9 protein-coding genes are annotated in these 13,038 nt (G+C 64.3%); 3 read left to right on the top strand and 6 right to left on the bottom strand.

What is annotated here, in order from left to right:
* Positions 1-206 precede the first annotated feature (206 nt).
* From ACVOLZ_RS21265 to ACVOLZ_RS21240, 6 genes are all read right to left on the bottom strand, one after another.
* Positions 207-437, bottom strand: a complete 231-nt coding sequence (locus ACVOLZ_RS21265; protein WP_481517865.1) for a hypothetical protein — start codon at positions 435-437, stop codon at positions 207-209.
* Between the two features lie 15 nt (positions 438-452).
* Entirely contained in the window at positions 453-1,325 is an 873-nt protein-coding gene (locus ACVOLZ_RS21260) for a methylglyoxal synthase (RefSeq protein WP_481517864.1), read from the bottom strand.
* Between the two features lie 369 nt (positions 1,326-1,694).
* The gene (locus tag ACVOLZ_RS21255) at positions 1,695-3,140 is read right to left on the bottom strand and encodes an FAD-dependent oxidoreductase (RefSeq protein ID WP_481517863.1); all 1,446 of its coding nucleotides are present in this window, start codon (positions 3,138-3,140) and stop codon (positions 1,695-1,697) included.
* Positions 3,141-3,303: 163 nt separating this feature from the next.
* The gene (gltB, locus tag ACVOLZ_RS21250) at positions 3,304-7,758 is read right to left on the bottom strand and encodes a glutamate synthase large subunit (protein ID WP_481517862.1); all 4,455 of its coding nucleotides are present in this window, start codon (positions 7,756-7,758) and stop codon (positions 3,304-3,306) included.
* A 294-nt stretch (positions 7,759-8,052) separates the two neighbouring features.
* Positions 8,053-8,439, bottom strand: a complete 387-nt coding sequence (locus ACVOLZ_RS21245; protein ID WP_481517861.1) for an I78 family peptidase inhibitor — start codon at positions 8,437-8,439, stop codon at positions 8,053-8,055.
* Between the two features lie 207 nt (positions 8,440-8,646).
* Complete coding sequence (locus tag ACVOLZ_RS21240) at positions 8,647-8,967, bottom strand: hypothetical protein (RefSeq protein WP_481517860.1); 321 nt, start codon at positions 8,965-8,967, stop codon at positions 8,647-8,649.
* Between the two features lie 529 nt (positions 8,968-9,496).
* On the opposite strand from ACVOLZ_RS21240, the gene ACVOLZ_RS21235 reads away from it, so the two are divergent.
* The 3 genes from ACVOLZ_RS21235 (at position 9,497) to ACVOLZ_RS21225 (ending at position 12,920) form a co-directional block, all read left to right on the top strand.
* Positions 9,497-10,612, top strand: a complete 1,116-nt coding sequence (locus ACVOLZ_RS21235; protein WP_481517859.1) for a saccharopine dehydrogenase family protein — start codon at positions 9,497-9,499, stop codon at positions 10,610-10,612.
* Between the two features lie 97 nt (positions 10,613-10,709).
* On the top strand, positions 10,710-11,096 hold the full coding sequence (locus tag ACVOLZ_RS21230; RefSeq protein WP_481517858.1) for a BlaI/MecI/CopY family transcriptional regulator: 387 nt from the start codon (positions 10,710-10,712) through the stop codon (positions 11,094-11,096).
* Positions 11,097-11,099: 3 nt separating this feature from the next.
* A complete protein-coding gene (locus ACVOLZ_RS21225) occupies positions 11,100-12,920 on the top strand; it encodes a M56 family metallopeptidase (RefSeq protein WP_481517857.1) in 1,821 nt (606 codons plus the stop codon).
* Positions 12,921-13,038 lie beyond the last annotated feature (118 nt).

Below are 13,038 nucleotides of genomic sequence, written 5' to 3'. Positions count from 1 at the left end.
AGTGAAACGTAGCCGCGCCGATGGTAGTGCAGCCTAAGCTGTGCGAGAGTAGGTCATCGTCAGGATTTAAACCTAAAACCCCGCTGCCAAAAGCAGCGGGGTTTTTCTTTGGGCAAAGCTAAGGCGGCTTGAAACCTTCAGAGCGCAGCCATGCTGCGCTGGGGCGTTACCAGGACGATGAACCGCGCGCACTTGTAGGAGCGGCGTCAGCCGCGAAGCTCGTAGAAACAACGGGGCAGAAAGGCTTGTACGAAGGCAGAAGCCAGAAGCCAGAAGCCCCCCATCCGCCCTCCGGGCACCTTCCCCCGCAAGCGGGAGAAGGGATAGCTGGAGCGAACATCTGGAGCGGGAGCCAAAGCCAAAGCCAAAGCCAAAGCCAAAGCCAAAGCCAAAGCCAAAGCCAAAGCCAAAGCCAAAGCATTGGCACTGCCGAACATGGTTCGGCACTACAGTCAGGCTTTCTGACGGGCCTGTGCTGCTGTTGCCCAACGGGCAGCGATATTCGGGGCGGTGATGCATACCGCTTCGTCAGTAACCGTGGTCACTGCACGCTCCAGCAGCTGGATGTCTGCTTCATGCTGGCGCGCCACATGTGGGTCTTCAAAGAAGATCGCGCGTTGGCAGCGGTGCTCAAGCACGCGATCTGCAATCTGCGCGTCGCCACCAAGCGGGCCGCTCTGGAAGCGGTGGATCCACTCCTGGTCACGTGGCCAGCCACGACTCCAGGCCATCTCGTTCAAGCGTTGACCTGTAGTGCCAGTGCCAATGCGCTGTTCGAACTCTGATAACAACTCGAAGTGCTCTGAAGCGAACGCCAGCATCTGTGGTTTGCGTGCATCGTGGGCGATCAGCGCCAGGGTTTGCTTGCTGAAATCGTGTAGATCATCTGCACCACGGTCGGGGTCGAAGCCGGCGTGGATGCGTTCCATCTCAATCCAGTCACGCGCGGTGGCAACCGTGGAGATGAAGGGTTTCCCGTGGATGACGCACTGGCGTTTGAGCGCGATGGCTTCGGGGAATACTGAAGAAGGATCGACCGGGTCGATGAAGTAGATCGCGCCGTCGAGAGTACGTTCTGGAGTGCCCATGCCAACCACTTCGGCTACCAGTTTCATCAAACCGCCTTCGCGGCCGTTTGGGTAGCGCTGAAGTGCGGGGTAGTTCTGCAGCGGATGGGTACTGGCAATGGCGTCGTAGGTGCGGCCAACGGCGTGCAACTCGACGCCAAGTTCGCGAATGCCGCTCTCGCTGGCGCGTAGCCAACGGAACAACGCAGCGTCGGCGCTTTCGTGATGGAGACGGTTTGCGGCCAGACCAATGCGCATTGCGACTTCTCTTTGTGCGGAGTTCTTGAGTGTAGGGCAGCTGGGTGTCGGCTTGTTGGTGACGTTGAAGCGAAAGCCAAAGCCAAAGCCAAAGCCAAAGCTCCCCTCATCCGCCCTCCGGGCACCTTCTCCCGCAAGCGGGAGAAGGGAAGTCGTCACAACTTGGCGAACGGATAGTCCAAAGCCGAGAGCCAAAGCTGACAGCCAAGCCCAACAGCCAAGGCCAACAGCCAAGGCCAACAGGCGAAGCAGCGAGCTCGGCCGTCGTCAGGAAGAAATACCGAAGTAGTCCCCTCTCCCGTTTCAACGGGAGAGGGGCAGGGGTGAGGGCGCTTTTAGCTTCTAACGCCTTTCCGCGTTTGCTGTGCTCTAGCGCTTCAACAAAGCAACAATGCTCTCAGCAGCATCACGTCCCTCAGCAACCGCAGTCACTACCAGGTCCGCGCCGCGAACTGCATCACCACCGGCAAACAGCTTCGCGTTGTGAGTCTGGAACGGCAGACGCGCCGCACCACCGGCGATGATGCGGCCATTGCTGCTGGCCTCCACGCCCTGCGACGAAAGCCATTCCGGCAACGTCGGCGAAAACCCAAAAGCGATGATCACCACGTCGGCTTCCAGCAGTGATTCGCTGCCATCAATGGCCACCGCATTGCGCCGGCCATTGGCATCCGGTGGGCTGAGTTCGGTCTCCACCACAGTCACGCCGATCACTTCATCGTCGGCGCCTGCTTCGATCGCCAGTGGTTGGCGGTTAAACAGGAAGCGCACGCCTTCTTCGCGGGCATTGGCGACTTCGCGTGCCGAGCCGGGCATGTTGGCTTCGTCACGACGATATGCGCAGGTCACCTTGGCCGCGCCCAGGCGGATCGCGCTGCGCACGCAGTCCATGCCAGTGTCACCGCCACCCAGCACCACCACGCGCTTGCCGTTGAGGTCGGGCAGGGCGATCTGGTCTTCCCAGCCGGCAATCGGTCGACCCTTCGGGTCGTTGCCACTGACAATGCGGCTGTTCTGCACCAGGAAGGGCAGCGCCGGTAGCACATTCTTCAAGTCCTGCCCGATCAGGCCACCATCGGTGTAACGGTAGGCACCGGTGCCGAGGAACACCGCGTCGTAGTCGCTCTGCAACTGCTCGATGCTGATGTCGCGGCCGATCTCCACACCCAGGCGGAACTGCACGCCCATGCCTTCGAGGATCTCGCGGCGGCGGTCGATCACGCTCTTGTCCAGCTTGAAGCTGGGGATGCCGAACTGCAGCAGGCCGCCAATCTGTTCGTAGCGATCGAACACCACGGCCTGCACACCGGCGCGCGCCAGGCGATCAGCGCAGGCCAAACCCGCGGGGCCTGCACCAACGACAGCCACGCGCTTACCGGTGCTCTCAACTGCATGTAGATCAGGCTTCCAGCCAGTGGCCAGCGCGGTATCGACGATGTACTTCTCGACCGCGCCGATGGTGACCGCGCCGAACTCTTCAAGCGTGCAGCTGCCTTCGCACAGACGATCCTGCGGGCAGACGCGGCCACAGACTTCAGGTAGCGGGTTGGTCGAATGGCAGAGCGTCGCCGCTTCGTGGATGCGGTCTTCCTGCACCAGCTGCAGCCACTGCGGGATGGCGTTGTGCACCGGGCACTTCCAGCTGCAGTACGGATTGCCGCAATCCAGGCAGCGGCCGGCCTGGTACTGCGCATCGCCCTTGTCGAATTTGCCGTAGAGCTCGCCCCAATCGCCGGACGTGCGCAATTCCACCGGAATGCGCTGCGGCATGGTGCGGGGCAGATCGAGGAACTGGAAGGCTTGCTTGCGGCTCATGGCGGACTCGTGATGTCTGGGGAGGAGCCCTTCTCCCGCGGGCGGGAGGGCGAAGGGCCTGCCCCCGCGAAGGCGGGGGTGCTCAAAGGGGTGGATGAGGGAAGCCGGTGAAGCAGCCCTCACCCCAACCCCTCTCCCGCTGGCGGGAGAGGGGCTCAAGCCGTCAAGCGGCGCGACGCAAGGATTCGGCCAGCGACTCGATGCTGGCGGCCTTGGGTTTGACCAGCCAGAACTTGCCGACGTAGTCGCGGAACTCGTCGAGGATCTGCTGCGCCCAGATGCTGCCGGTCAACTCGCGGTGGCGGCCGATCAAGGTGTGCAGGTGCTGGCGATGGTTCTCGAAGCCTTCGGTCGAGATGCGGTGGATGTCGATCAGCTCATGGTTGTAGCGGTCGACGAAATCACGGTCGACGTCGAGCACATAGGCCAGGCCGCCAGTGAAGCCGGCACCGAAGTTCAGGCCGACCTTGCCGAGCACCGCGACCACGCCGTCAGTCATGTACTCGCAGCAGTGGTCACCGGCACCTTCAATCACCGCCAGTGCGCCGGAGTTGCGCACGCCGAAGCGTTCGCCTGCGCGTCCTGCGGCAAACAGCTCGCCGCCGGTGGCGCCGTACAGGCAGGTGTTGCCGATGATGGCGGTGTTGCGCGCCTCGAAGCGGGCGCCGCGCGGCGGACGTACCACCAGGCGGCCGCCAGCCATGCCCTTGCCGACGTAGTCGTTGGCTTCGCCTTCGACTTCCAGGTTCAAGCCGCCGACGTTGAACGCGCCGAAGCTCTGCCCGGCAGTGCCGCGGAAGCGCAGGTTCAACGGCGCTTCGCTCATGCCGTGGTTGCCATGCGCGCGGGCGATGGTGCCGGACAGGCGCGTACCTACCGAACGGTCGGTGTTGTGGATCAGGAAGCGGTGCTCGCCGCCGTGCTTGTTGGCGATGGCATCGGCCAGCAGAACATCCATCTGCGTGGCCAGGCTGTCCGGCGACTGGTACAGGCGCTGCGCGGCGCAATGCTCACCTTCGTAGTGGGCAGGTGCCAGCAGGCGCGACAGATCCACCTTGACGCCTTCGCGTGGCGAGACTTCAAGTTGCTGCAGCAGATCGGTGCGGCCGACGATTTCATCCAGCGAACGCACGCCCAGATACGACAGCCATTCGCGCACTTCCTCGGCGAGCAGGCGGAAGAAATTCTCCACGCGCTCCGGCAGGCCTGTGAAGTAGCCGCTACGCAGGCGCTCGTCCTGGGTGGCGACGCCGGTGGCGCAGTTGTTGAGGTGGCAGATGCGCAGGTACTTGCAGCCCAGCACGATCATCGGGCCGGTGCCGAAGCCGAAGCTGTCGGCGCCGAGCAGTGCGGCCTTGACCACATCCAGGCCGGTCTTGAGGCCACCATCGGTCTGCAGGATGGTGCGGCTGCGCAGGTCGTTGCCGACCAGTGCCTGATGCGATTCGGCCACGCCCAGTTCCCACGGCACGCCGGCATAACGGATCGAGCTGATCGGTGAGGCACCGGTGCCACCGTCATGGCCGGACACGGTGATCAGGTCGGCACCGGCTTTCACCACGCCGGCAGCAATGGTGCCGACGCCCGCATGCGAAACCAGCTTCACCGACACCAGCGCATCCGGATTGACCTGCTTCAAGTCGTAGATCAGCTGCGCCAGATCTTCGATCGAATAGATGTCGTGATGCGGCGGCGGTGAGATCAGGCCGATGCCGGGCTTGGCATAGCGCAGGCGCGCGATCAGTTCATTGACCTTGTGGCCGGGCAGCTGGCCGCCTTCGCCGGGCTTGGCGCCCTGTGCGACCTTGATCTGCAGCACTTCGGCATTGACCAGGTACTCGGCGGTGACGCCGAAGCGGCCGGAGGCGACCTGCTTGATCTTGGAACGCTTCTCGGTGCCGTAGCGCGCGGGATCTTCGCCGCCTTCGCCGGAGTTGGAGCGGCCGCCGAGGCGGTTCATCGCGATGGCCAGCGCTTCGTGCGCTTCCGGCGACAGTGCACCCAAGGAAATCGCAGCAGTGTCGAAGCGCTTGAACAGTGCTTCCGCTGGTTCCACTTCATCCAATGGCACCGGTGTTGCCGCCGGCTTGAGCTGCAGCAGATCGCGCAGTGCCGAGGTCGGGCGCGAATGCACCGCGTCCATGTACTTGCGCCAATCGGCGGCATCGCCAGTGCGCGAGGCGCGCTGCAGCGTCATCACCACGTCCGGGTTGTACATGTGGTATTCGCCGCCGTGCACGTACTTGAGCAGGCCGCCTACTTCCGGCTGCGCCAGATCGTTCCATGCGCGCACGGTGAGCTCGCGTGCTTCGGTATCCAGGCGCGCAAGGCCCACGCCGCCGATGCGGGCAGCGGTATCCGGGAAGCACAGTTCAACCACATCCGGATCGAGACCGACGATTTCGAACAGCTGCGCGCCGCGATAACTCGCAATGGTGCAGATGCCCATCTTGGAGATGATCTTGCTCAGCCCCTTGTAGATGCCCTTGCGGTAGCTGCGGCCGATCTGCGAGACCTCACCGCCCTTCTTCAACTGGAGGATGCCGCGCCGGCCCAGATCGAACAGCGTCTGGTAGGCCAGGTACGGATACACCGCGGTCGCACCAAAGCCCAGCAGACAGGCCATGTGGTGCGCGTCGCGGGCGGTGCCGGTTTCCAGGATCAGGTTGACGTCGCAGCGCAGCCCGACCTTCGAGAGATGGTGATGCACGGCGCTGGTAGCCAGCAGTGCATGCACCATCGGCCGATCAGCAACCGGGTAACGATCGGACAACAGCAGCATCACCACGCCATCGCGCGCGGCCTGTTCGCACTCAGCGCAGATACGCTCGATGCCGGCTTTCAAACCTTCCTCGACGCTATAGGACAGGTCGATCAAACGATTGCGCTCGACGTACTGCTCCATCTTCAGCAACTGGCGCAGCTTGCGCTGGCTCAGCACCGGCGAGTTGAGGATGACGTGGTTCACCGTCTCCGCGCCGGCGTGGAAGATGTTGGTCTCCTTGCCGAGCTGGGTGGTCAGCGACATCGCGCATTCTTCGCGCAGCGGATCGATCGGCGGGTTGGTGACCTGTGCGAAGGCCTGGCGGAAGTAGTCGTACAGCGGCCGGGTGTGGCGGCTGAGCACGGCGATCGGCGTGTCATCGCCCATCGAGCCGGTGGCTTCCTGCCCGGTTTCAGCCAGTGGCCGCAGTACCTGTTCGAGTTCTTCGGTCGTGAGCTGGAACAGCTTGTGGTAACTGCGCAGGGTGGCTTCGTCGAACGGTTCCTCGGCCAGCGAGGGATCGATCAGCTCGGTCTGCAGATAGGTCACGCCCTGGTGCAGCCACTGCTTGTACGGCGCACGCGCACGATTGATGCGGTCGATGGCTTCGGAATCGAGCAGGTCGCCACGCTTGAGGTCGATGGCCATCATCTGGCCCGGGCCGAGCTTGCCCTTGCGGACCACGCGCTCGGTCGGCACTTCCCACACGCCGGCTTCGGAGGCGACCAGAAAGTGGCGGTCGGAGGTCAGCATCCAGCGTGCCGGACGCAGGCCGTTGCGGTCCAACGTGCAGGCGGCGTAGCGGCCATCGCAGGCGACGATGCCGGCCGGGCCATCCCACGGCTCGCTGTTCAAACCATAGAACTCGTAGAACGCGGCGAGGTCGGCGTCCTTGAATTCCAGCGATTGTGTTGCCGGCGGCACCAGGATGCGCAGCGCCTGGATCAACTCCATGCCGCCGGCCACCATCAGCTCCAGCATGTTGTCCATGCTCTGCGAATCGGAGCCGTGCATCGAGATCACCGGGTCGAGCTCGGCGATGTCGAACTTCGGCGTCTTCCACACCTTGCTGCGCGCCTGTGCCCAGTGGCGGTTGCCTTCGATGGTGTTGATCTCGCCGTTGTGGGCGAGCATGCGGAACGGATGGGCAAGCGGCCAACGCGGCATGGTGTTGGTGGAGAAGCGCTGATGGAACACCACCACGCTGGATGCCAGTTCGTGGCGCTGCAGGTCCGGGAAGAAGGTGCTCAGCTTGTCCGGCAGCACCATGCCCTTGTAGCTGATGGACTCGGCGCTGAGCGTGGTGACGTAGTAGTCGGCTACATCGCGCAGGGTCTGTTCGCTGCGACGGCGCGACATGAACAGCGCCAGTGCGAATTGTTCGGCGCTCTGCTCGATGTCGGCATCGACGAACACCTGTTCGATCTTCGGCAGCGTGTCGCGCGCCAACTGGCCACAGACACTGTCATCGGTGGGCACCTCACGCCAGCCGCGTGGATGGCAGCCGGCGGTGCGCAGTTGCGCATCCAGTTCGGCGCGACATCGCTGCGCGGCGTCAGCATCGTGCGGCAGGAACACCACGCCAGCGGCAAAGTTGGGGCCGAGTGCGATGCCAGCTTCTTCGGCCAGTTGGCGCAGGAACACAGTGGGTTTGCGCAGCAGCAGGCCGCAGCCGTCGCCGGTGAGGCCGTCGGCGGCGACACCACCGCGGTGGGTCATGCGCGACAAGGCGGCGATGGCGGTATCCACCAACAGGCGCGATGGCTGGTCGTCGAGCTGGGCGACCATGCCGAAACCACAGGCGTCGCGTTCGTCTTGCGGGTCGAAAAGCCCTTGCGGGGTGCGGACTGCCATCTGTGCCTCGATGCGATTCAGGTGAGCGGCGACACTCCTGCCCGCTCGCTGAGCACGTCATGCACATCAGATGGATCGCGTCGTGCCGTTGGGGTAAGACCCGACGAACGCCGTTGCGGCGTATACGCCCGACCCAAGCGCCCTCGCGCCCATCCAATGGACGCAACGTGCTCTACCTGGAGCGCACCTTGAGGTCACCGGATGGCTCGACTAAATCACAGTTGCTGCAACGCCGCAATACATCGTTGCGAGCGCAACCAAAGCCTTGCCCAGCAAGGCTTTGGCGCTGCCAATTCAGCCGCAGCGGACGCCGCTGACTGTGCCCTTTTCATCCAGTTCGATGTTCAGCCGCTCGCCGATGAACTCCATCGTGACCGGCTGATTGGGCTTGAGCACGCGCACGTCGGTGGCGCCGGCATCTTCCTTGGCTTGGGCCTGCATGGCCTCGGTATAGGTCTGGCCGACCAGGCCCTGCACCTGGCTGGCGTCGCAGGCGCCCGGTGGTGGTGTGGCTTCAGCGGGGGCAGCGGCGGCTTCAGCGGCCTGCTGGGATTGGTTCAGTGCCTCATCCTGTTCTTCCGGGGCCGGCTTGGTGCAGGCGCTCAGGGCCAGCAGCAGTGCAGTGGTGGCAATCAGGGCGGCGGGGCGGCGCAGGGCGCGCGGCGTCGACGGGAATTGCATCGGAACTCCAAGCTATTGAGGGTCAGCCCAAGCATATCGCCAAGTGAGGAAGTGTTGACGCTGCGTCGCACCAGATTGCGCGACACTCCGGCGGAGCTTTGTCTATCGGGAATGGGAAGATCGCAGTACCCGGAAGCAACGCCGCAGTCGATGCTGTTCAACGATGCAGCTACATGGGCTGCATGACGCGCTGCGACATCTGCAATGTCAGTCGCAACGCAACGCAGTGATGTTGTTGGTGCGACCTACCTCGATGGTCAGACGCTCGCCGCCACTGCTGGGTGGGGTAGCGCCGCTGCTGTTGCCCCCGCTGCCGCGCACCACATTCACCTGCAGGCTGTCGCTGTCCACGCGCGCACGTTCTACCGTGCCCGGTGCTGCCGCCAAGCCGACCGCACCGCGCACCATGTCGGTATGGCATTGGCCGGAGATGACGCCATCGATGGGCTGCACCTGACTGACCTGGGCGGTGCTGCAGGCAGTGGCGACGAGGGCACTGAAACTGGCGATGACCAGCATCCGATACATGGCGGACTCCACACGGGGGCGTGCATGCAGGGTGCTGCCGCAGGTGTAAGAGTGGGATGAAGAACCCCAACTCCTGTGGAGCGCAGCGCGCATCTGCTCCCTCCCTTGCGCAACGCGCAGGGGAGGGCTGGGGAGGGGTGCTCTTCGCAGCAAAGCCAAACAACGAGCACAAGCAACGGCCAAAGCGACCCCCTCCCAGCCTCCCCCTTGGCTGCGCCAAAGGGGAGGGTTGGGGTGGGGTGCTGTTCGCAGCGAAGCCAAGCAACGAGCACAAGCAACGGCCAACGCCACCCCCTCCCAACCTCCCCCTTGGCTACGCCAAAGGGGAGGGGCAAAAGCTCCCTCCCTTGCGCAACGCGCTGGGGAGGGCTGGGGAGGGGTGCTGTTCGCAGCAAAGCCAAACAACGAGCACAAGCAACGGCCAAAGCGACCCCCTCCCAGCCTCCCCCTTGGCTGCGCCAAAGGGGAGGGGCGAAAGCAGTTCATTCCTCGCTGATAATCCACGCAGCAATCAACGCAGGAAGATCCGATGTCGCAGCAGGAAAGCTGTCGTGTTCTGGTGTTGGGCGGTTACGGTCATTTCGGCGCGCGCATCGTGCGTGCACTGGCCATCACGCCGGGTATCAAGGTGATCGCCGCTGGCCGAAATCCTGCGCAGGCGGCAGCCAATCTGCCCGGCGTGGATCTGGCGACCATCGAACTGTGCCGGCTGGATACCGCTGCGCCGGACTTCGAGGCTCAACTTGCCAACACGCGAGCCGCATTGGTCATCCATACCGCTGGTCCCTTCCAGGGTCAGGGTTACGACGTGGCACAGGCTTGCCTGCGCGCTGGCATGCACTACATCGATCTGGCCGATGGTCGCGACTTTGTCGCCGACTTCCCGCAGCAGCTGCAGGCCTTGGCCGAACAGACGCAGCGCAGCGCGATCAGCGGCGCCAGCACCTTGCCGGCGCTCTCAAGCGCGGTCGTGGATGCACTCGCCCCGCAGTTCGATCAACTGCACAGCATTGACATGGTGATCGCACCGGCACAGGCAACGCCACTGGGCATGGCCACGGTGCGCGCGGTGCTGTCGTATTGCGGCAGGCCGTTCGAGTGCTGGGTGGATGGCCGCTGGCAGACGGTGATCGGCTGGGCCGAGCCACAGCCGGTACGCTTCGCCCGCATCGGTCCGCGCTTGGCTTCGCCTTGCGATGTGCCCGATCACACGCTGCTGGTGCAGCGTTATCCGGGCGTGGCGACGGTACGCTTTCGCGCGGCGCTGGAGTTGAAGTTCCTGTCGCGTTGCCTGGCGACGCTGGCCTGGCTGCGCCGCCACGGTTTGCCATTGCCAATGGAAGCGCTGGCCGGCGTATTTGCCCGCGCCGGTCGCTGGTTCGATCGCTTCGGCACTGATCTGGGCGGCATGCGCATCACCCTGCGTGGTCAACGCGGAGGCCTGCAGCACACCGTGCATTGGGATCTGACCGCGCCAATGCTGCACGGCCCGGAGATTCCCACCCTCGCGGCCGTGCTGCTGGCGCGCCGCTTTGCTCGTGGTGAGGCATTGCCGACTGGTGCCCATGCCTGCCTCGGCCTGCTGACCCTGGCGGAGTTTGAAAGCGAGTTCGCGCGCTGGCAGATCGACAGCGCAGTCAGCTGAATCATTCAGCCCTGCAGTGGTCAGGGTGCCATTCGGGCTATTGACTACAAATGTAGGCAGATCTACCGTGACGACAAATGTAGTCACGGAGACGGCCATGCGCCGCAAGACCATCGGGGACCAGGAACTGGCCCTGTTGCAGTACATCGGAGAGAACGAGCCCACCAGCGTCGGCGAGGTAGCCGCGCGCTTTGGTGAGGCCCGTGGGCTGGCCCGTTCGACCGTGCTGACGATGATGGAGCGCCTGCGTACCAAGGGCTATCTGCAGCGCAAGCAGGACGAGGGCGTGTACCGCTACCGCTCCACCGCCGAGCAGCAGGAAGTGGTCAACGGCGCGGTTGGCAGCTTCGTCGAAAAGACCCTGCAGGGTTCGATCTCGCCGTTCGTGGCGTGGATGTCGGAGAAAGCCGAGGTCAGCGACAACGAACTGGCCGAACTGGAAGCGCTGGTCAGCAAGCTGCAGTCGCAGCGCCGGGAGGATTGAGCCATGTCGATGACGCTTGAGTTGTTGGGCAGCCGTTTGCTGGCGACCAGTGTGCAGACCGCGCTGTTGGCGGGTCTGGTGTGGTTGCTGTGCCGTTACGTGCGACGCCTGCCGGCCAGCACCCAATGCGCGCTGTGGTGGCTGGTGGCGGTGCAGGCGGTGGTTGGCCTGTTCTGGGCGGCACCGCTGGAGTTGCCATTGCTACCCGCCGTCGATGCTGCACCGATCGTGGTGCAGGCTGCGGCAACCGCTGCACCGGTGACTACCGCACCGCTGATCGTGATGCAGCCTTTGCCTGCGGACAGCAGCTGGTCGTGGAGCCTGGTGCTGATGGCGATGTGGGCGGCCGGCGTACTGGTGATGGCATTACGCACCGCGCTGGCGTATCGCGCCAGTCGTGCCCTGCTGCGTGCCGCGCAGCCCTGCCACGATCACAAGCTCAACGCCGCGCTTGCGCTGGCCGCCGATGCGCATGGTCTGCACCGTGCACCGCGCTTGATGCTCAGCAATGCGATCGATTCACCGCAGTTGATCGGCCCATGGCGTCCGGTGTTGCTGCTGCCAGCGCGTGGACTGCAGCGCATGGGTGACGACCAGCTGGACATGGCGCTGACTCACGAACTCGTGCATCTGCAACGCCATGACCTGTGGTTGGGTCTGGTGCCTGCACTGGCCCAGCACCTGTTCTTCTTCCACCCGGTGGTGCATCTGGCCGCCCGCGAATACGGCATTGCCCGCGAAGCTGCGGTGGATGCCGCGGTGGTCGCCGGTGACCGGCACTGCCGCCAACACTACGGACGCCTGCTGTTGCAGTTGGGCGTTGCTCCCCGGCCCGGCGCTGGTTTGGCCAGCGCGTCGCCGACCTTCCTAAGCCTCAAGCGGAGATTGCTCATGTTGCAGGACACTTCTTCCTTCCCGCGCGTCGGTGCGGCCTTGATCATTGCTGCCGTCGCCCTGGTCGGCGTGGCACCGCTGCGTCTGGTGGCGATGCCGGTACCGCCGCCGCCGCCCGCACCGCCGGCTCCTCTGGCCGCGCCCGCTGCGCCGGTTGCGCCAACTGCACCGGTTGCCCGTTCGGTGTCGCGCACGGTGGTTGCTGGTGCTGCGATACCTGCCGCCCCGCCTGCGCCGCCAGCACCACCGGCGCTGGTCGTGCCACCCGCCCCGCCTGCGGCCCCGCCCGCACCCGCTGCACCACTTCGCACGCAAGGCGTGATCCACCTTTCCAGCAACCAGAACGCCGATGGCTATGTGCTGATCAAAGGCAACCACAACGTCATGAATGGCACCGTCGCCGACCTGCGCGAAGCCAAGAAGCTGGACGACGGCAAGGGCGTGTTGCTGGTGCGTCGTGAAGGCAAACGTTATGTGGTGCGCGATGCGGCAACCCTGTCGCGTTTTGAGCAGCTGTATGCCGAAAGCGTGCGTCTGGGTGATGCCCAGGGCCGGCTGGGTGACCGCCAGGGAGCGCTGGGCGATCGCCAGGGGCAGATCGGTGAGCGCATGGGCGAGATCGGCGAGCGGATTGGTGAGCTGGCGAGTGAGCAGGCGGAGCTGGCACTGAGTTCGGGTGAACGCAGCGATGCACAGCGCCGCGCATACGAAGCAGCACGTCGTAAGCTGGAACAGGCTCGCGAGGAGATGGACAACCCGGCGATGCGTGCGGAGATGGAAAGCCTGGCTGCGCAGCAGAGGGAACTGGGCAAGCAGCAGGCTGAGCTGGGCAGGCAGCAGGCGGCGGCCAGTGCCAAGGCCAATCGTGATGCGGAACAGATGATCCGCGAAGCGATCAGCAGTGGAATTGCGCAGCCGCTTGGTGGTTGATGTTCTGGGAGGGTTTGCTGGGGCTTGGTTTTTAGAGCTACCGCAAAAGCACCCCTCCCCAACCCTCCCCTTGGCTGCGCCAAAGGGAGGGGGCCAAGCTCTGCTCCCTCCCTTTGGC

This window comes from Stenotrophomonas sp. STEN020, from assembly GCF_056760195.1.
This window is presented reverse-complemented; position numbering and strand designations above follow the sequence as displayed.